The organism is Vibrio sp. 1-2 (7-a), assembly GCF_013048515.1.
In the GTDB taxonomy this organism is placed as follows: domain Bacteria; phylum Pseudomonadota; class Gammaproteobacteria; order Enterobacterales; family Vibrionaceae; genus Vibrio; species Vibrio diabolicus.
The window spans coordinates 1-18,303 of record NZ_VHSQ01000007.1 but is presented as its reverse complement, the minus strand read 5'-3'; the positions used below and the strand labels follow the sequence as shown (position 1 = coordinate 18,303).

The 18,303-nt window shown below is 44.7% G+C and carries 20 protein-coding genes and 1 rRNA gene; 17 read left to right on the top strand and 4 right to left on the bottom strand.

Annotation, left to right across the window (positions count from 1 at the left end):
- Positions 1-29: 29 nt before the first annotated feature.
- The 6 genes from FKN08_RS16725 to rplI all read left to right on the top strand — a co-directional run bounded on the left by FKN08_RS16725 (position 30) and on the right by rplI (position 3,306).
- On the top strand, positions 30-869 hold the full coding sequence (locus FKN08_RS16725) for a Dam family site-specific DNA-(adenine-N6)-methyltransferase (protein WP_047009939.1): 840 nt from the start codon (positions 30-32) through the stop codon (positions 867-869).
- A 92-nt stretch (positions 870-961) separates the two neighbouring features.
- A complete protein-coding gene (gene rpe, locus FKN08_RS16720) occupies positions 962-1,633 on the top strand; it encodes a ribulose-phosphate 3-epimerase (RefSeq protein ID WP_005395709.1) in 672 nt (223 codons plus the stop codon).
- Positions 1,634-1,875: 242 nt separating this feature from the next.
- Positions 1,876-2,265, top strand: coding sequence for a 30S ribosomal protein S6 (gene rpsF, locus FKN08_RS16715; protein ID WP_005381299.1), 390 nt, complete (start codon positions 1,876-1,878; stop codon positions 2,263-2,265).
- An 8-nt stretch (positions 2,266-2,273) separates the two neighbouring features.
- Positions 2,274-2,576 (top strand): primosomal replication protein N, encoded by a 303-nt coding sequence (gene priB, locus FKN08_RS16710; RefSeq protein ID WP_005381298.1) that lies wholly within the window; start codon positions 2,274-2,276, stop codon positions 2,574-2,576.
- A 16-nt stretch (positions 2,577-2,592) separates the two neighbouring features.
- Positions 2,593-2,820: a 30S ribosomal protein S18 gene (rpsR, locus tag FKN08_RS16705; protein ID WP_000090472.1), complete on the top strand. Its 228-nt coding sequence runs from the start codon at positions 2,593-2,595 to the stop codon at positions 2,818-2,820.
- A gap of 33 nt (positions 2,821-2,853) precedes the next feature.
- Positions 2,854-3,306, top strand: a complete 453-nt coding sequence (gene rplI / locus FKN08_RS16700; RefSeq protein ID WP_005381278.1) for a 50S ribosomal protein L9 — start codon at positions 2,854-2,856, stop codon at positions 3,304-3,306.
- A gap of 80 nt (positions 3,307-3,386) precedes the next feature.
- Here rplI and FKN08_RS16695 read toward each other — a convergent pair whose 3' ends face one another.
- Positions 3,387-4,151: a DUF481 domain-containing protein gene (locus FKN08_RS16695; RefSeq protein ID WP_006743223.1), complete on the bottom strand. Its 765-nt coding sequence runs from the start codon at positions 4,149-4,151 to the stop codon at positions 3,387-3,389.
- Positions 4,152-4,372: 221 nt separating this feature from the next.
- Between FKN08_RS16695 and FKN08_RS16690 the strand changes: the two genes are divergently transcribed.
- Positions 4,373-5,773: a replicative DNA helicase gene (locus FKN08_RS16690; RefSeq protein WP_005395704.1), complete on the top strand. Its 1,401-nt coding sequence runs from the start codon at positions 4,373-4,375 to the stop codon at positions 5,771-5,773.
- 13 nt (positions 5,774-5,786) lie between these two features.
- Positions 5,787-6,863: an alanine racemase gene (gene alr, locus FKN08_RS16685; protein ID WP_041853013.1), complete on the top strand. Its 1,077-nt coding sequence runs from the start codon at positions 5,787-5,789 to the stop codon at positions 6,861-6,863.
- 38 nt (positions 6,864-6,901) lie between these two features.
- Here alr and FKN08_RS16680 read toward each other — a convergent pair whose 3' ends face one another.
- Complete coding sequence (locus tag FKN08_RS16680; protein WP_170892559.1) at positions 6,902-7,321, bottom strand: secondary thiamine-phosphate synthase enzyme YjbQ; 420 nt, start codon at positions 7,319-7,321, stop codon at positions 6,902-6,904.
- Positions 7,322-7,627: 306 nt separating this feature from the next.
- Here FKN08_RS16680 and pgi point away from each other — a divergent pair, with 306 nt between their 5' ends.
- Positions 7,628-9,280, top strand: a complete 1,653-nt coding sequence (gene pgi / locus FKN08_RS16675) for a glucose-6-phosphate isomerase (RefSeq protein WP_053807699.1) — start codon at positions 7,628-7,630, stop codon at positions 9,278-9,280.
- Between the two features lie 99 nt (positions 9,281-9,379).
- Here the strand turns inward: pgi and FKN08_RS16670 are convergent, their stop codons facing one another.
- Both FKN08_RS16670 and zur read right to left on the bottom strand, forming a co-directional pair.
- The gene (locus FKN08_RS16670) at positions 9,380-9,841 is read right to left on the bottom strand and encodes a chemotaxis protein CheX (protein ID WP_005381269.1); all 462 of its coding nucleotides are present in this window, start codon (positions 9,839-9,841) and stop codon (positions 9,380-9,382) included.
- 9 nt (positions 9,842-9,850) lie between these two features.
- Positions 9,851-10,315, bottom strand: a complete 465-nt coding sequence (zur, locus tag FKN08_RS16665; protein ID WP_005381268.1) for a zinc uptake transcriptional repressor Zur — start codon at positions 10,313-10,315, stop codon at positions 9,851-9,853.
- Between the two features lie 321 nt (positions 10,316-10,636).
- On the opposite strand from zur, the gene dusA reads away from it, so the two are divergent.
- From dusA to FKN08_RS16625, 8 genes are all read left to right on the top strand, one after another.
- Complete coding sequence (dusA, locus tag FKN08_RS16660; RefSeq protein WP_053807698.1) at positions 10,637-11,617, top strand: tRNA dihydrouridine(20/20a) synthase DusA; 981 nt, start codon at positions 10,637-10,639, stop codon at positions 11,615-11,617.
- Positions 11,618-11,781: 164 nt separating this feature from the next.
- Entirely contained in the window at positions 11,782-11,997 is a 216-nt protein-coding gene (pspG, locus tag FKN08_RS16655; protein ID WP_005381266.1) for an envelope stress response protein PspG, read from the top strand.
- A 98-nt stretch (positions 11,998-12,095) separates the two neighbouring features.
- A complete protein-coding gene (locus FKN08_RS16650) occupies positions 12,096-12,755 on the top strand; it encodes a TIGR04219 family outer membrane beta-barrel protein (RefSeq protein WP_170892558.1) in 660 nt (219 codons plus the stop codon).
- A 157-nt stretch (positions 12,756-12,912) separates the two neighbouring features.
- Complete coding sequence (locus FKN08_RS16645; protein WP_005381264.1) at positions 12,913-13,143, top strand: hypothetical protein; 231 nt, start codon at positions 12,913-12,915, stop codon at positions 13,141-13,143.
- Positions 13,144-13,260: 117 nt separating this feature from the next.
- Positions 13,261-15,132 carry an assimilatory sulfite reductase (NADPH) flavoprotein subunit gene (locus tag FKN08_RS16640; RefSeq protein ID WP_005381262.1) on the top strand — a complete coding sequence of 624 codons (1,872 nt, stop codon included), beginning with the start codon at positions 13,261-13,263 and terminating at the stop codon, positions 15,130-15,132.
- Entirely contained in the window at positions 15,132-16,868 is a 1,737-nt protein-coding gene (gene cysI, locus FKN08_RS16635; protein WP_170892557.1) for an assimilatory sulfite reductase (NADPH) hemoprotein subunit, read from the top strand. Before FKN08_RS16640 ends, cysI begins: the two co-directional genes overlap by 1 nt.
- On the top strand, positions 16,861-17,640 hold the full coding sequence (locus FKN08_RS16630) for a phosphoadenylyl-sulfate reductase (RefSeq protein ID WP_170892556.1): 780 nt from the start codon (positions 16,861-16,863) through the stop codon (positions 17,638-17,640). The genes cysI and FKN08_RS16630 overlap by 8 nt, the downstream gene beginning before the upstream one ends.
- Positions 17,641-18,216: 576 nt before the next feature.
- Positions 18,217-18,303, top strand: a 16S ribosomal RNA gene (locus FKN08_RS16625); the annotation flags it as partial.

Genomic DNA, 18,303 nt, shown 5'->3' with positions numbered 1-18,303 from the left:
TAATTTTTGGTCGATAGATAGAGCAGTAGATGAAAAAGCAACGAGCCTTTCTTAAATGGGCAGGAGGAAAATACGGACTGGTTGAAGACATCCAACGTCATTTACCGCCGGCTCGAAAGCTAGTTGAACCTTTTGTTGGCGCGGGCTCAGTGTTTCTGAATACCGACTATGACCATTACCTACTGGCAGATATAAATCCAGATCTGATCAATCTGTACAACCTACTGAAAGAACGCCCTGAAGAGTATATCTCTGAAGCGAAGCGTTGGTTTGTCGCTGAGAACAACCGTAAAGAAGCTTACTTACACATTCGCGCTGAGTTTAATAAAACCGATGACGTGATGTACCGCTCTTTAGCGTTTTTGTACATGAACCGCTTTGGTTTTAATGGTCTATGCCGTTACAACAAAAAAGGCGGTTTTAACGTTCCGTTCGGTTCATATAAAAAGCCTTACTTCCCAGAGGCGGAATTGGAGTTTTTTGCCGAAAAAGCCAAGAAAGCCACGTTCGTTTGTGAAGGTTATCCAGAAACTTTTCGTCGAGCACGTAAGGGGAGTGTGGTGTATTGCGACCCTCCTTATGCACCGCTTTCAAATACGGCAAATTTCACCTCATACGCAGGTAATGGTTTCACGTTGGATGATCAGGCTGCATTAGCCGACATTGCTGAAAGAACCGCGACTGAGCGTGGTATTCCGGTTCTAATTTCCAACCACGACACTACGCTGACGCGTCGGTTGTATCACGGTGCGGATCTCAATGTAGTAAAAGTGAAGCGCACCATTAGCCGCAATGGCAGTGGTCGTAATAAAGTCGATGAGCTGCTTGCGCTTTTTCATGCCCCTGAGATGGACAAACCAAGCTCTTAGTTCTCACACTATTAAATCTAAATAGTGGATCTCCCCACTGGCTTCGGTAGAATTGCGCGCAGATTGTTTGCTCATTACTACTGAGGTCAGGTATGAAAGATTTTCTTATTGCTCCATCCATTTTATCGGCAGATTTTGCTCGTCTCGGTGAAGATGTCGAGAAAGTACTCGCAGCGGGTGCGGATGTGGTGCATTTCGACGTTATGGATAACCACTATGTACCAAACCTGACTTTTGGTGCGCCTGTGTGTAAAGCACTACGCGATTACGGCATCACAGCGCCAATCGATGTTCACCTAATGGTGAAACCGGTTGACCGCATTATTCCTGATTTCGCAAAAGCGGGTGCGTCGATGATTACATTCCATGTGGAAGCTTCTGATCATGTAGACCGTACACTCCAGTTAATTAAAGAGCACGGCTGTCAGGCTGGTGTGGTACTAAATCCAGCAACGCCACTTGCGAGCCTTGAGTTCATCATGGACAAAGTCGACATGATTCTACTGATGTCGGTAAACCCTGGTTTTGGTGGTCAATCATTCATCCCTCACACGCTAGATAAACTGCGTGCAGTTCGTAAGATGATCGATGAGTCTGGTCGTGATATCCGTTTAGAAATTGATGGCGGTGTGAAGGTTGACAACATTCGTGAAATCGCAGAAGCGGGCGCAGACATGTTCGTTGCAGGCTCGGCGATTTTCGGTCAGCCAGATTACAAACAAGTGATCGACCAAATGCGCACGGAGCTGGCTGAAGTAAAATAAGCCCCGATATACGCGCGATAATGCCCTGATTTTAAAGGCTGTCACTTTATTGGCAGCCTTTGTTATTTCTAGCTTTGGATGAAATAAAATATCCCCTGCGTTGAGCAAATAATCACTTGCCTATTTTGCGCCCTTTCTGTACTATTCGTGCTCCTTAAACTCAGTCAATTATCTTTAGTTCCTTGCTTCCTCTGGACGACTGAGCCATTTGTGGAAGCTGAATAATCCGTAAGGAGCAACCAATGCGTCATTACGAAATCGTATTCATGGTGCACCCAGATCAAAGCGAGCAAGTTGCTGGCATGATCGAGCGTTACACTGGTTCAATCACTGAAGCTGGCGGTAAAATCCACCGTCTAGAAGACTGGGGCCGTCGTCAACTGGCTTACCCAATCAACAAGCTTCACAAAGCTCACTACGTTCTTATGAACGTTGAAGCTGACCAAGCTGTAATTGATGAGCTAGAAACTGCTTTCCGTTTCAACGATGCAGTTCTACGTAACATGATCATGCGTACTAAAGCAGCGATCACTGAGCAATCTATCATGCTTAAGCAAAAAGAAGAGCGTGCTCCACGTCGTGAAGAGCGTTCTGAAGCTAAGCCTGAAGCTAAGTCAGAAGCTGCTGAGTAAGTTTTCTTATGGCCAATCGAATGGAGCTGAGCGGCACCATTGCCAAACCGCCCATTCGTAGTAAAAGCCCTGGTGGCATTGAACACTGTCGGTTTTGGCTGGAGCATCGCTCTACTATTATCGAAGCTGACTTACCTCGACAAGTTTATTGTCGTATGCCGGTAGTCGTCAGCGGGCTTGGGTCACAAGCACTAACTCAGAATTTAGTTCAAGGCAGTAACATTAAGGTAAGTGGTTTTGTCACTTATCAAACCGGCCGAAATGGCGTGGGGAAATTAGTGTTACACGCCGACAACATTACTCAAATTTAAGATCAGGAGATAGCCCATGGCTCGTTTCTTCCGTCGTCGTAAATTCTGCCGTTTCACTGCAGAAGGCGTACAAGAGATTGATTACAAAGACGTAGCAACTCTTAAAAACTACATCACTGAAGCTGGTAAAATCGTACCTAGCCGTATCACTGGTACAAGCGCTAAGTACCAGCGTCAACTAGCACGTGCTATCAAGCGTTCACGCTACCTAGCTCTACTACCGTACACTGACAAGCATCAGTAATCGGTTCATTTTATTAAGAAAGAGGATTAAGCAATGCAAGTTATTCTACTTGATAAAATTGGTAACCTAGGTGGTCTTGGCGATACTGCAAACGTTAAATCTGGCTACGCTCGTAACTTCCTTATCCCACAAGGTAAAGCAGTTATGGCAACTAAAGCTAACGTTGAAATGTTTGAAGCTCGTCGTGCTGAACTAGAAGCTAAAGTTGCTGAGCAACTAGCTGCTGCAGAAGCTCGCGCAGAGAAAGTTAACGCTCTAGAAGCTGTAGTTATCGCTTCTAAAGCTGGTGACGAAGGCAAACTATTCGGTTCTATCGGTACTCGTGACATCGCTGATGCTATCACAGCTGCAGGCGTTGAAGTTGCTAAGAGCGAAGTTCGCCTTCCTGAAGGTGCTCTACGTACAACTGGTGAGTTCGAGATCAGCGTTCAACTTCACTCTGAAGTTTTCGCAACTGTGAACCTACAAGTTGTTGCTGCTGAGTAATTCAGTATCAAGACGAAATACTAAAAAGCACCTCTTCGGAGGTGCTTTTTTTATTTCTAAAACTGGGAGAAAAAAACGGGTTAAAAAGCGAAGAGTAAATTAACGGAAAATACGCTATCCGCTTTGCTTAAGCCTTCAGGCACTTTATCGTGATACTGACGAGAGTGTGCCAGTTTCAGTGCAATATCTTCAGTAATATCATTGGTCACGCTGAGTTCACTATCGGCCCGAGTGTTACTTTTACCTGTTACCAACGTAATATCAGCCGCGAAACTCAGATTATCTAGTGCGTGCCAAGTCGTATTGATATTCCCTCGAAAAATGCCTTCTCGAACGATATCGGGAAAGACAATGTCGTCATCATCTATCTCATCTAAATTTGGTTCTTGATAACGAAAACCAGGACCGACTTCTACCTCTAAAATGAAGTTTTCAGTGTAGGAAAACTGGTAACCCAAACCACCTGATAAGGTGTAGTCTTTAAAATAGGCACTGTAACGAGAATCCACCCCTTTAAAGCTGCCATACAAATACGTTTTAGGGCCTAACTTGTAGTCACTCTGTAGGGCGTAGGTGGATGAGCGTTTGTCTTCTTCACCGTCTTTGTACAAGTTGTAGTACTTCCATTCACCATTAGAACGGTGTCGACCTGACGTATATTCAGCACTCAAACGAGCATTCAGGGAACGAGAGTCCGTGTTACCTGTGTGAGCTTGATAGCCGAACTCCACCTCGGTTTTTAATGGGTCAGGCACATCAATATTTTGCTCTGGCTGTACTGATTCGTCAGCATACGATGCACTAGCGCATAGTAAGCTAAAGCTAAGTAACCAGTATCGGGACACATCAACCTCGAACGTAATTAAAAAGGAGGGGCATGATACTGATACAGATATTTTGTTGGGTCAATGGTAGGTTAATTTTTATTAGAGCTGGGCGGAAGAACCAGGCTATTACTTGTGCGGTTCGCATGTTGATTTCTTAACAAGTAATTGTCGCTTCGGGGAAGCATCTCAGTTAGGTTAAGGTTATAATCGTGGGTCAATAGTAGTTATCGAGCAAAGTCATGGCGGAAAACAGAAATCGCAAACCTTCAGACAGTCAGGTCGACGCAATCAAAGTGCCACCTCACTCACTAGAAGCCGAGCAATCAGTAATTGGTGGTCTCTTACTGGACAATGAACGTTGGGACACCGTTGCCGAACGTGTTGTAAGCAGTGATTTCTATAGTCGTCCGCATCGCCTAATTTTTGAAGGTGTAAAAACCATTCTTGAAGCGGGCAAGCCTCTCGATCTTATTACTTTATCGGAATACCTGGAACGTCACGAGCAATTAGAAGATGTGGGCGGTTTTGCTTACCTTGCAGATTTGGCGAAAAATACGCCAAGTGCCGCTAACATTAATGCGTACGCTGATATTGTTGCCGAACGTGCGATCGTCCGTGGTTTGATCGGTGTCGCGAATGAGATTGCGGATGCGGGTTACGATCCTCAAGGTCGAAGTTCGGAAGATCTGATTGATATGGCGGAGAGTAAAGTTTTCGCCATCGCTGAGTCACGAACCAGTGAAAACGAAGGGCCACAAAATGTTGATAACATCCTCGAAAAGACGTTAGAACGTATCGAGTTGTTATATAAAACGCCGCAAGATGGTGTAACGGGTGTCGACACAGGTTTCACTGACCTCAATAAGAAAACCGCAGGTTTGCAAGGTTCTGATTTGGTGATTGTCGCGGCGCGTCCATCGATGGGTAAAACGACCTTTGCGATGAACTTGTGTGAAAATGCTGCCATGCAACAAGAGAAGCCTGTGCTTATTTTCTCGCTAGAGATGCCAGCCGAGCAGTTGATGATGCGTATGTTGGCCTCTTTGTCTCGCGTTGACCAAACCAAGATCCGTACGGGTCAGCTGGATGACGAAGACTGGGCGCGTATTTCTTCTACTATGGGTATCTTGATGCAGAAGAAAAACATGTACATTGATGACAGCTCCGGTCTAACTCCGACCGAAGTGCGTTCACGCGCTCGCCGTATCGCACGTGAACATGGCGGTCTGTCGATGATCATGGTCGACTACCTTCAGCTTATGCGCGTGCCTGCACTCTCTGATAACCGTACGCTGGAAATCGCGGAGATTTCGCGCTCTCTGAAAGCGCTGGCAAAAGAGCTGAATGTGCCCGTCGTGGCGCTGTCTCAGCTTAACCGTTCCCTAGAGCAACGTTCAGATAAACGCCCAGTAAACTCGGACTTGCGTGAGTCGGGCTCTATCGAGCAGGATGCCGACTTGATCATGTTCATCTACCGTGACGAGGTATATCACCCAGATAGCCCATACAAAGGTACGGCAGAAATCATCATTGGTAAGCAACGTAACGGCCCTATCGGCTCTGTACGTCTCACCTTCCAAGGTCAACACTCGCGCTTTGACAACTACGCGGGTCCTGCATTCGATATTGATGATGAGTAACCCCATGAGCTATATGAAAGCGGCCAAGGCGTGCATTGATTTGTCTGCGTTGCAGCACAACTTACAGCGCGTGAAAGCGCAAGCGCCCCAAAGTAAAGTGATGGCTGTAGTGAAGGCCAATGGCTATGGTCACGGATTACGTCACGTTGCAAAACATGCCAACCATGCGGATGCGTTTGGTGTGGCTCGTATTGAAGAAGCATTGCAACTGCGCGCTTGTGGCGTGGTAAAGCCAATTCTATTGCTAGAAGGTTTTTACTCTCCTGGTGACTTACCAGTTCTTGTGACGAACAACATTCAAACCGTGGTGCACTGTGAAGAGCAGCTTATCGCCTTGGAGCAAGCCGACCTTGAAACTCCGGTTGTCGTGTGGCTGAAGATTGACAGTGGCATGCACCGCCTTGGGGTTCGTCCTGAACAATATGATGAGTTTGTCACGCGGCTGAAGGAGTGCCCAAATGTAGCGAAACCGCTGCGTTACATGAGTCACTTTGGCTGTGCAGATGAGCTGGATAGCCATATCACTCCCCAACAGATTGAGCTGTTTAAGTCGTTGACCTCTGGTTGTCAGGGGGAGCGTTCACTTGCTGCATCTGCGGGGTTGTTGGCATGGCCTCAAAGCCATTTGGATTGGGTTCGTCCGGGCATCATCATGTATGGTGTATCGCCATTTGATGACAAGACCGCACAAGATCTGGGGTATCAACCCGTGATGACACTTAAATCCCATCTTATTGCGGTACGTGAAGTTAAGAAGGGCGAAAGTGTTGGCTACGGCGGTATGTGGACCAGTAAGCGAGATACAAAAGTCGGTGTCATCGCTGTAGGGTATGGCGACGGTTACCCAAGAAGTGCCCCGAATGGCACTCCGGTTTGGGTAAATGGTCGTAAAGTACCTATCGCAGGTCGAGTTTCCATGGATATGCTGACGGTCGATTTGGGACCAGATGCAACGGATAAAGTCAGCGACGAAGCGATTCTTTGGGGGAAAGAGCTCCCAGTAGAAGAAGTGGCGGGTCACATTGGTACCATTGCGTATGAACTCGTGACTAAGCTAACGCCTCGCGTCGAGATGGAGTACTCAAAATAAACAGCGAAAGGCTAACCTAAGGTTAGCCTTTGTTTTATCTACTCACCGTTAATCGTAGCAATAACGCGGCGGCCGCCGCCATAGTCTCGGTGCTCACCCAAGTAAATGCCCTGCCATGTTCCTAAAGCTAATCGACCATTTTGGATTGGTATCGTCACACTACTGCCAAGTAGGGATGCTTTAATGTGTGCTGGCATGTCGTCATCCCCCTCATAGGTGTGCTGATAATAAGAAGCACGCTCTGGCACAAACTTATTGAAGTGCGCTTCCATATCCATACGCACGGTTGGATCAGCATTCTCATTTAAGGTCAAACTGGCGGAGGTATGTTGAATAAATAGGTGTAATAAACCTACTGAAAGCTCGTTTATTTGTGGTAATTGTTGTTCAATTTCATCAGTTATTAGGTGAAAACCGCGGCTTCTCGCTTTTAATTGCAGTGTTTTTTGTGCCCACATACGTGTTCCTTTGGAAATTTATAAATTGGCGTCTATCCTATTCCAATTAGAGCCTGTCATTAGTAAGTGATATGATTCTTGTCATCGTAAATGAATTGTTCATTTTCAGGGCAGGGAACGTGACCTAACTCAATGTGAGTGTAAAATCTCTCAGTCATAATTGGCACCTGAAAAAAAATTACAAAGACTTGTTTTGTGGCAATTCGCCCAAACATCTAATTAATATTCTATTTGCTAAATCGGGGATTCCACAGTTTTCGCTAGACTGTAAGGAATGGAACCTACTGTAACATCGGGATAAAGACCATGTTGAAAAATATCAATCCAACGCAAACACAAGCTTGGAAAGCGCTAACTGCGCATTTCGAATCTGCACAAGATATGGATCTTAAAGAGTTATTTGCTCAAGACGCAGCGCGTTTCGACAAATACTCTGCACGTTTCGGCTCAGACATCCTAGTCGATTACTCAAAGAACCTCATCAATGAGGAAACTCTGAAGCACCTGTTCGCTCTTGCGAACGAGACTGAGCTGAAATCTGCAATTGAAGCGATGTTCAGTGGCGAAGCGATCAACCAAACAGAAGGTCGCGCTGTTCTTCACACTGCACTACGTAACCGCGCGAATACACCAGTAATGGTAGACGGCGAAGACGTAATGCCAGCAGTGAACGCGGTTCTAGAAAAAATGAAATCATTCACTGAACGCGTTATCGGCGGTGAGTGGAAAGGTTACACAGGTAAAGCAATTACAGATATCGTGAACATCGGTATCGGTGGTTCTGACCTTGGTCCTTACATGGTGACGGAAGCTCTAGCACCATACAAAAATCATCTAAACCTTCACTTCGTATCTAACGTTGATGGTACTCACATCGTTGAAACGTTGAAGAAAGTTAACCCAGAAACGACGCTATTCTTGATCGCGTCTAAGACGTTCACAACGCAAGAAACCATGACTAACGCGCACACTGCTCGTGATTGGTTCTTAGAGTCAGCGGGTGATCAAGCTCACGTGGCTAAGCATTTTGCTGCGCTTTCAACGAACGCGACAGCCGTGTCTGAGTTCGGTATTGATACCGCGAACATGTTCGAATTCTGGGACTGGGTTGGTGGTCGTTACTCACTATGGTCTGCAATCGGTCTATCAATCGCATTAGCGGTAGGTTACGACAACTTCGTTGAGCTGCTTGAAGGTGCTCACGAGATGGACAAGCACTTCGTATCAACAGACCTAGAAAGCAACATCCCTGTGATCCTTGCGCTTATCGGTATTTGGTACAACAACTTCCACGGTGCGGAATCAGAAGCTATCTTACCTTACGATCAGTACATGCACCGTTTCGCGGCGTACTTCCAACAAGGTAACATGGAATCAAACGGTAAATACGTTGACCGTGAAGGCAATGCTGTGACTTACCAAACGGGCCCTATTATTTGGGGTGAACCAGGTACCAACGGTCAGCACGCGTTCTACCAACTGATTCACCAAGGCACTAAGCTGATCCCATGTGACTTCATTGCACCTGCAATCAGCCACAACCCAGCTAGCGATCATCACCAAAAACTGATGTCCAACTTCTTTGCGCAAACTGAAGCACTGGCGTTTGGTAAGAGTGAAGAAACCGTGAAAGAAGAGTTGGTGAAAGCAGGTAAGAACGCTGAAGAAGTGGCAGCGATTGCGCCATTCAAAGTGTTTGAAGGTAACCGTCCAACAAACTCTATTCTAGTGAAGCAAATCACGCCTCGTACGCTAGGTAACTTGATCGCAATGTACGAACACAAAATTTTCGTACAAGGTGTTATCTGGAATATCTTCAGCTTTGACCAATGGGGCGTGGAGCTAGGTAAACAACTGGCTAACCAAATCCTACCTGAGCTTGCAGACGAGTCTCAAATCAGCTCGCATGACAGCTCAACAAACGGTCTAATCAACGCATTTAAAGCGTTCAAAGCTTAATGTTTGAATAGATAAAGAAAAGGTCAGCAAATGCTGACCTTTTTATTGTCTGAGGCAAAAACAAAATAGGTTGGCCAGTGCCAACCTATTTTTTCTCTTTTATTCGAAGCAAATTTCGATAAAGGCATTTCCCCATTGGGAAGAGAAAGGCATGATAATAATTGAGCCTTCACACTTGTGGCGAATCGTATGACCTCGGCCCGAAACCACAACCGGTGTTGCCATATCAAAGTCAAAACCACTTTCCGCCAGAATGCGTTTCGCACCACCAGTAACCATGTTGGTGATCTCACCCACCATATCGGTGACCTCTTCATTGAGTCCATTTGGACGCTCACCAAGCATGTTCTGCATGATTTCTAGAGCTAGCGCTTCATCAAAGGTAATCGACATTGAACCACGAGTTTGTGGACCTACCATGCCAATCAGACCAGAAACGTCACCTCGTGCGATCTCATCTTTTTTGATTCGCGGTTTTTGTGGCTTCAGCTCAAGAGAAGCCATGGTTTTTAGCACGTTCATTAAAGAAGCTAAAAACGGGTTTACAAATTCAGCGCGCATAACGTTCTTCTATACTTTTTCTTTCGTCTCGGAGGAACAGGCCTGGCATTCACCATGAGTTTCAATAACTTGGTTGGTCAGTTTGAATCCATGCTTCTCGGCGTTTTCGGCTAACAAGGATATCAGCGTCTCATCTTCGAGTTCAACGACATCACCACATTTATCGCAAATTAGTAATTGGAAAAAGTGCTGCTGAGTATTGAAAGAACAACAAGTAATAAAGCTATTTGTCGATTCCACTCGGTGGATGAAGCCTTGCTCTAGGAGAAAATCTAATGCTCGATAAACAGTGGGAGGCTTAGCCTGAGGCTCACTCTCTTTTAGTTGCTCCAATAGCTCATACGCACTTGAGGCGCGGCGATTAGAACAAATGAGTTCAAATACGCGTCGGCGTTGCGGAGTCAATCGTACTCCACGCTCTGCGCAGATACTTTCAATTTGTTCAATGATTGTTGGGTTCAAACCTTTCACCATAACTATCGGACGTGCTCTATGATAAATCATTTCTATACGAAGTTCGTTTAGAAATGCTTCATTTTACCCACTATCAGAACGAAAATCATGAATTAAAGCAAGTCGGTGGTGGTGTGAAGTCGGAATAGTCATCACAGAATGAATCAACGAGTGACGAATTCGTATTACTGCTGCATATTCTTAAGCATTTGGCTAGCCAGCCAACCAAATCATTCTCGCTGAAACTAGCACCTAGAGGTGCTTGGGTATACAATACCCGACTTATTTTTTGAGCGTACTGCTGCGCTCGACCTTGGCAACATAAAAACGGGTGTTTATATCATGACTCATTCTTGCAGGCTCTCCGTAGCACCAATGCTCGATTGGACCGATCGTCATTGTCGCTACTTCCATCGCTTAATGACCAAAGAAACCCTGCTGTACACTGAAATGGTGACGACAGGTGCGATCATTCATGGAAAAGGGGATTTCCTAGCTTACAACGAAGAAGAGCATCCGTTGGCGCTTCAGTTGGGTGGTTCAAACCCAGAAGACTTGGCAAAGTGTGCCAAACTGGCTCAAGAGCGTGGCTACGATGAGGTTAACCTCAATGTGGGTTGCCCGTCTGACCGTGTACAAAACGGTCGCTTTGGTGCTTGCCTAATGGCGGAACCACAGTTGGTTGCGGATTGTGTCGCTGCAATGAAGGACGTGGTTGATATTCCTGTGACAGTCAAGACTCGTATTGGTATTGATGATCAAGATTCTTACGAGTTCCTAACGGATTTTGTTTCTATTGTCTCAGAAAAGGGGGGCTGTGAGCAGTTCACTATCCACGCGCGTAAAGCTTGGTTAAGTGGTCTTAGTCCGAAAGAAAACCGTGAGATCCCACCATTGGATTACCCACGAGCTTACCAATTGAAGCAAGATTTTTCTCACTTAACCATTGCTATTAACGGTGGTGTAAAGTCACTAGAAGAAGCTAAAGAACATCTTCAGCATCTTGACGGTGTGATGATTGGTCGTGAAGCATACCAAAGCCCATATTTACTGGCATCGGTAGACCAAGAGTTGTTTGGCTCTAACGCTCCAGTGAAGAAACGCAGCGAAATTGTTGAAGAGATGTATCCATACATTGAAGCGCAATTAGCGAAAGGTGCGTACCTTGGTCATATTACCCGCCACATGTTAGGTTTGTTTCAAAGCATGCCCGGTGCACGTCAATGGCGTCGTCATATCAGTGAAAATGCGCACAAACCAGGTTCTGGTCTAGAAGTATTGCAAGACGCGCTAGCTAAGATTCCAAAAGAATTGAATGTGTAAAATTCGCCAGTGAATGGCTAAAATTACCAACTAAAGAATGATAAAGCCAGAGTGCAGAAATGCCTCTGTCTTTGTTTTTTTATTAAAAATCATAATCTTAACTTCGTTTCTGTAAGTTGGTATGGAAACTGCTCTGTTTATTGAAAACAAATGGAGAAGTGATTATGTTGGAGCTAATCTTTATTTTAGTCTTTGCGGCGACCTTGTTGGTTACGGGTATCACAATGATGACCGTATTCGCAGCAACTGGTATTGCGTTAGTTGTGATGTTTTTACTGGGAATGGTTGGAGCGGTACTCAAACTATTACCATGGTTAATCGTGATTGCATTGGGTATTTGGTTCTTCAAGAATTACGTTGCTCAGCCCCGCTATAAATAATGAGTAACATCATTTAGTTGATGGAGAGGCGTGAGAATATGGTATATTTCCTCTCACGTCCTCTACGTGAATATCAGCTATCTCGGAGTAAATACTACATGACAAATAAAGCGAACATCGCTTTAACGGCATTATCGTTGGCAGTATCTTTTCCTGTTTTTGCAGAGTACTCTGTATCGACAAAAGTCGGTGCAGAGGTATGGGCTGCCGACACTAAAGTTAATGAAGTGGGACGAGATAGCAGTACCGCAGGCACTTTTTACGCGGCGATTGAACATGATGTAAAATACGTCCCTAATGCGCGCCTTCGTTACTCAAGTGTTGATGCGGATTACATGGGGTTCGATAAGCTCGATTTAACCTTGTATTACCACGTTCTAGAGCATGATTTATTGCACTTTGATGCGGGTCTCACGTTCAGTAATTTAAGTGACACTAAATACATTGATGCTGGCTCAAGCAGGCGTGTAGAAGAATTTGATGAGCTGATTTGGGCTTGGTATGGTTACGCAGAAATTCAAGTTCCGGATACAAACTTTGATGTGATTGGTGAGATAAACTTTGGTGACAACAAAGGTATCAAAAGCACCGATTTCATGGCAGGTGTTCAATACAATGTACCGCTCGAAAAAGCTCGACTGGCTTTTCGTGGAGGTTACCGTGTGATTGATTTAGAGTCCGATAAATTCATGTCGGATCTAGGGAAAGAGTTTATTTTTGCTAACGGCTTCTTTGTGAGTGCGGAATACGCGTTCTAAATTCAGCCATGTTAGATATTCGATTTACTTAAAACGTCGCTTTATAAGCGGCGTTTTTTTATATCACTTCATTATATCTAATCGAAATTTCTCCCTATTTGGCTGACTTAGACCATGCTTACCTAGGAGCAATGTGAAAGTTAAAGCAGGGATAGCGATGACAATAAATGAACTAAGACATCTATTCCGTGAAAATCAGCTTATCGAAGCGATTATTGAGCCAGCAATCCAAGAGGGTGGTTGGGTTGTAGAGTTCAGACATGCGCGCGGTGGTTTTGTTTTTCTAACGGACAGTCACGGCGAAGAATGTCTTTATGAAGATTTGGATACTGCGTCAAAATCGGCAATGGCAGTAGGCTTTCAACAAGTCCGCATTGAAGATCGATGAGCAAAAAGTAAGCCGTTCTTACTTCCAAAAAGTTATAAAACATTCACTTCTATTCTTTCTTGTTATTAAGGAGAGTGGGTACTCTATCGTCACGCAATGAATAGGGATGTCGTGATAATGTCTTTTCAAAAGAATGAGTATTCTCACAAGAATGTGTCTGAAGATAATAATGGGCAAGGAGGAAATCCTCCAATCGCAAGCCCTCTGAATGACCAACAAATTAGCTCACTCCAACAAACTGTCTCTGAGTTGTCTTCACAGCAACTTGCTTGGGTCAGTGGGTATTTTTGGGGATTAGCTCAAAATCAACCAAACACAGCGGTAACGCCAATTGCACAAGCAACGGCAGCCGTATCAGCGAAGCCAGCAGGTAAGTTGAGTATTATTTTTGCTTCCCAAACGGGCAATGCTAAAGGTGTTGCTGAAGCTCTGGAACAGGAAGCAAAAGCAGAAGGAATTGCAGTCGAACTTTTTGATGCAAGCGATTACAAAGGTAAAAACTTAGCCAAAGAAACGCATGTCATTATTGTGGCATCGACTAACGGCGAAGGCGAAGCGCCAGACAATGCCATTGAGCTACATGAGTTTTTGCAATCGAAGAAGGCTCCTAAGCTGCCAAACCTGCAATATGGTGTTATTGCATTGGGAGATTCTAGCTACGAGTTCTTCTGTCAGACCGGTAAAGACTTCGACACTTACCTATCAAAGCTAGGCGCGACTCCATTTATCGAGCGTCTTGATTGCGATGTGGATTATGAAGCCCCCGCAACTGAATGGCGTAAGAATGCGTTAGACAAGGTAAAAGATACACTGTCTTCTGGCTCTGAAGCGGATGTGGTTCAACTTCCAGTGGGTCAAGCTGCGACTGCGCACTCTCCTTACAATAAACAAAATCCGTACACTGCGACGTTACTGACCAGTCAAAAAATCACGGGCCGTGACTCTGGAAAAGACGTTCGTCATATAGAAATCGACTTAGAAGGCTCGGGCTTAACGTATCAGCCAGGTGATGCACTAGGTGTGTGGTTTGAAAATAGCTCGGAACTTGCAAATGCCATTCTTGGTAAGGTCGGTTTGTCTGGGGTTGAGACTGTTGACGTTGATGGTGAAAGCTTGTCAATCCACAGTGCTCTCGTGAGTAAATATGAAATCACAACATCTAACCCGCAGCTCATCACAAAGTTTGCCGAGTTATCCGGTAGCAAGAAGCTACAAAAGTTAGTTGAAGATAAAGATAAGCTTCGCGAGTACTCTGCAAATACTCAAATCGTTGATGTACTGGCAGAAAAGAAAACCAAGTTAACCGCAGATGAATTGATTGGTTTGCTTCGTCGTCTTACTCCACGCCTTTACTCTATTGCATCAAGCCAAGAAGAGGTCGATGAAGAAGTACACCTAACGGTTGCTTTGGTTGAGTACGAACAAAACGACGAAAAACGATATGGTGGAGCGTCTAGTTTCTTAGCACAGCGTCTCGAAGAGGGAGATGAAGTTAAAGTATTTGTTGAGCATAACAACAACTTTAAACTGCCGGAAGATGATAGCACTCCAATTATCATGGTTGGTCCTGGCACAGGGATCGCACCATTCCGAAGCTTTATTCAGGAACGTGAAAACCGTGATGCTGAAGGCAAAAACTGGTTGTTCTTTGGTGATCGCACGTTCACTCAAGACTTCTTATACCAAGTGGAATGGCAAAAGTATCTCAAGTCAGGAGTACTAAGCCGATTGGATGTTGCCTTTAGTCGTGACCAAGTAGAAAAGGTTTACGTACAACATCGCATCTTAGAAAACGCAGCTCAAGTGTGGCAGTGGATCCAAGAAGGCGCTTATATCTATGTCTGCGGTGATGCAACGCGTATGGCAAAAGATGTGCACGACGCATTGGTTATCGTTGCTGAACAAGAAGGCAAGATGCCGCGTGACGATGCAGAACAATTTATTAATGACCTACGTAAAGCGAAACGTTATCAGAGGGATGTTTACTAATGACTTTTTCTACGGACAATAATAAGCAGGTTGTATTAGGTGAAGAGTTAGGGCCGCTATCTGATAACGAGCGCCTGAAGCGAGAAAGCAACTTATTACGTGGCACCATTGAGCAAGATTTACAGGACCGTATTACTGGTGGCTTTACTGCCGACAACTTCCAGTTAATTCGTTTCCACGGTATGTATCAACAAGACGATCGTGATATCCGTAATGAACGCACAAAGCAAAAACTGGAACCATTACATAATGTGATGCTTCGTGCTCGTATGCCTGGAGGCATCATCACGCCAACGCAATGGTTAGCGATCGACAAGTTCGCAACGGAGCACTCTTTATATGGAAGTATTCGTCTGACGACTCGCCAAACGTTCCAGTTTCATGGGGTATTAAAACCGAATATTAAGTTGATGCATCAAACGCTCAACAGTATTGGCATTGATTCGATTGCAACCGCGGGTGATGTAAACCGTAACGTGTTGTGTACCACTAACCCAGTGGAGTCAGAGTTACACCAAGAAGCTTACGAATGGGCGAAGAAGATCAGTGAGCATCTATTACCAAAGACGCGCGCTTATGCAGAGATTTGGCTAGACGGTGAAAAAGTAGAAAGCACGGAAGAAGACGAACCGATTCTAGGCAAGAACTACTTACCACGTAAGTTTAAAACTACAGTGGTTATCCCACCGCAAAATGACGTAGATGTACACGCTAACGATCTCAACTTCGTAGCGATTGCAGATAACGGCAAGCTGGTTGGTTTTAACGTCCTGGTCGGCGGCGGCTTAGCGATGACGCATGGCGATACATCAACTTATCCGCGCCGCGCTGACGACTTTGGCTTTATTCCGCTGGACAAGACACTTGATGTTGCCGCAGCTGTAGTAACAACTCAGCGTGATTGGGGTAACCGTTCAAACCGCAAAAATGCGAAAACGAAGTACACGTTAGATCGTGTAGGTAGCGATGTGTTTAAAGCGGAAGTCGAGAAACGTGCTGGTGTTAAGTTTGAGCAAAGCCGTCCATATGAATTCACAGAACGTGGTGACCGTATTGGCTGGGTAGAAGGAATTGATGGTAAATATCATTTAGCGCTTTTCATCGAAAACGGTCGCTTATTAGACTTTCCAGGTAAACCACTTAAGACGGGTGTTGCTGAAATTGCCAAAATCCATAAAGGCGATTTCCGTATGACTGCCAACCAGAACTTAATTGTTGCGGGGGTACCTAAAAGCGAAAAAGCGAAGATCGAAAAGATCGCTCGTGAACATGGCTTGATGGATGACAATATCAGTGAGCAGCGCAAAAATTCAATGGCGTGTGTTGCCTTTCCAACGTGTCCGTTAGCAATGGCAGAGGCAGAGCGTTTTCTTCCTCAGTTTGTTACTGATGTGGAGGGGATTTTGGAAAAGCACAACCTACCAGAAAATGACAACATCATTTTGCGTGTAACTGGATGTCCAAACGGTTGTGGTCGCGCCATGTTGGCTGAAATTGGTTTAGTTGGTAAAGCGCCAGGTCGTTACAACCTACATTTAGGTGGTAACCGTGCTGGTACTCGAGTACCAAAAATGTACAAAGAGAACATCACGGATAAGCAAATCTTAGAAGAGATTGATCTGCTGGTGGCTCGATGGTCGAAAGAGCGTGAAGAAGGCGAAGCCTTCGGCGATTTCACAATTCGTGCTGGTATTATCCAAGAAGTGCTCGTATCAAAGAGGGACTTTCATGCTTGATTCTGTAGCATCCAGGCTTGAGCTTACAGAGTTATTGACATTAACAAAGACGGAGCAAATCCTCCGTCTTGCTCAAATTAATGTCGAGCTCGAAAAGCTTTCGGCACAAGATAGAGTAAAGTGGGCTTTAGAAAATCTAGAGGGCGAGTTTGCGGTTTCTTCTAGTTTTGGTATTCAAGCCGCGGTTATGCTTCATTTAGTGACTCAAGTCAAAGCGGATATCCCCGTCATTCTAACCGATACAGGATACCTGTTTGCTGAAACCTATCAATTCATTGATGAGCTGACAGATGGTCTCAACCTAAACTTAAAAGTTTATCGAGCGAAAGAAAGTGCGAATTGGCAAGAGGCTCGATATGGAAAGTTATGGGAGCAGGGTGTAGAGGGAATTGAAAAATACAACAAGCTCAATAAAGTGGAGCCAATGCGTCGAGCGCTAAAAGAGCTTAATGTTGGAACGTGGTTCTCTGGACTACGTCGAGAGCAAAGTAAATCACGAGCAGGTTTACCGATACTATCAATTCAGAACGGTGTGTTTAAGTTTTTGCCAGTAATTGACTGGACTAATAAAGACGTTCATTACTACTTAGAACAACACGGCCTTAAATACCACCCATTGTGGGATGAAGGTTACCTTTCAGTTGGTGATACTCATACCACTCGTAAATGGGAGCCGGGAATGTCAGAGGAAGAAACTCGATTCTTTGGTTTAAAACGAGAGTGTGGTTTACATGAAGATGATGGTTCAGAACAAGATGGGTCCGGCATATAACCATAGTGACCTTTAAATCGAGTTTAGAGTAAATAAAGAAAGCTGCAATAAAGCAGCTTTCTTTATTTATAGCACCTGAAAAACACGCTTTATAGAATAACTCTGTGGATAAGTTGTGCGAGTTCTTGGGGTAAAGTTGAATAAATAAAGCTTTGATCGAAAACTCATCGCTTAACCATTATTTTTGCAATTTTTGAAAAATAACGCTTGCCAATGTGAGCGCGATCTCTATAATGCCTCCTCGTCGACAGGGCAAGGGCTCACAAGGGTTTAAGCAAAGTCGGCAAGGCTGAAAAGAAAAACGAAATAATTTGAAGAAAGTGTTTGACACAATAAATTATCTCGCTAGAATGGCCGCCTCTTCCGAAGTGATGTCAATCACAAAGAAGAGTTGCTCTTTAACAATATAAACCTATCAATCTGTGTGGGCACTCGTTGATGATAATCCAAATAGTTTCTTCGGAAACAATTTAGGTTTCAATGATACGAAGTGACCATTGAATCTTCGGATTCAGCACAGTCAATTCAAACATTACTTATGTAATGTTCAGTATTCATTGAGCCGAACAAAATCTTAAATTGAAGAGTTTGATCATGGCTCAGATTGAACGCTGGCGGCAGGCCTAACACATGCAAGTCGAGCGGAAACGAGTTATCTGAACC

Coding starts and splice junctions, on each gene's coding strand:
- FKN08_RS16630 (WP_170892556.1), top strand. CDS start 16,861: ATGCTTGATTCTGTAGCATCCAGGCTTGAGCTTACAGAGTTATTGACA.
- rpsF (WP_005381299.1), top strand. CDS start 1,876: ATGCGTCATTACGAAATCGTATTCATGGTGCACCCAGATCAAAGCGAG.
- pgi (WP_053807699.1), top strand. CDS start 7,628: ATGTTGAAAAATATCAATCCAACGCAAACACAAGCTTGGAAAGCGCTA.
- priB (WP_005381298.1), top strand. CDS start 2,274: ATGGCCAATCGAATGGAGCTGAGCGGCACCATTGCCAAACCGCCCATT.
- FKN08_RS16680 (WP_170892559.1), bottom strand. CDS start 7,321: ATGTGGGCACAAAAAACACTGCAATTAAAAGCGAGAAGCCGCGGTTTT.
- rpsR (WP_000090472.1), top strand. CDS start 2,593: ATGGCTCGTTTCTTCCGTCGTCGTAAATTCTGCCGTTTCACTGCAGAA.
- pspG (WP_005381266.1), top strand. CDS start 11,782: ATGTTGGAGCTAATCTTTATTTTAGTCTTTGCGGCGACCTTGTTGGTT.
- FKN08_RS16690 (WP_005395704.1), top strand. CDS start 4,373: ATGGCGGAAAACAGAAATCGCAAACCTTCAGACAGTCAGGTCGACGCA.
- FKN08_RS16650 (WP_170892558.1), top strand. CDS start 12,096: ATGACAAATAAAGCGAACATCGCTTTAACGGCATTATCGTTGGCAGTA.
- FKN08_RS16725 (WP_047009939.1), top strand. CDS start 30: ATGAAAAAGCAACGAGCCTTTCTTAAATGGGCAGGAGGAAAATACGGA.
- FKN08_RS16640 (WP_005381262.1), top strand. CDS start 13,261: ATGTCTTTTCAAAAGAATGAGTATTCTCACAAGAATGTGTCTGAAGAT.
- dusA (WP_053807698.1), top strand. CDS start 10,637: ATGACTCATTCTTGCAGGCTCTCCGTAGCACCAATGCTCGATTGGACC.
- rpe (WP_005395709.1), top strand. CDS start 962: ATGAAAGATTTTCTTATTGCTCCATCCATTTTATCGGCAGATTTTGCT.
- rplI (WP_005381278.1), top strand. CDS start 2,854: ATGCAAGTTATTCTACTTGATAAAATTGGTAACCTAGGTGGTCTTGGC.
- FKN08_RS16670 (WP_005381269.1), bottom strand. CDS start 9,841: ATGCGCGCTGAATTTGTAAACCCGTTTTTAGCTTCTTTAATGAACGTG.
- zur (WP_005381268.1), bottom strand. CDS start 10,315: ATGGTGAAAGGTTTGAACCCAACAATCATTGAACAAATTGAAAGTATC.
- alr (WP_041853013.1), top strand. CDS start 5,787: ATGAAAGCGGCCAAGGCGTGCATTGATTTGTCTGCGTTGCAGCACAAC.
- FKN08_RS16645 (WP_005381264.1), top strand. CDS start 12,913: ATGACAATAAATGAACTAAGACATCTATTCCGTGAAAATCAGCTTATC.
- cysI (WP_170892557.1), top strand. CDS start 15,132: ATGACTTTTTCTACGGACAATAATAAGCAGGTTGTATTAGGTGAAGAG.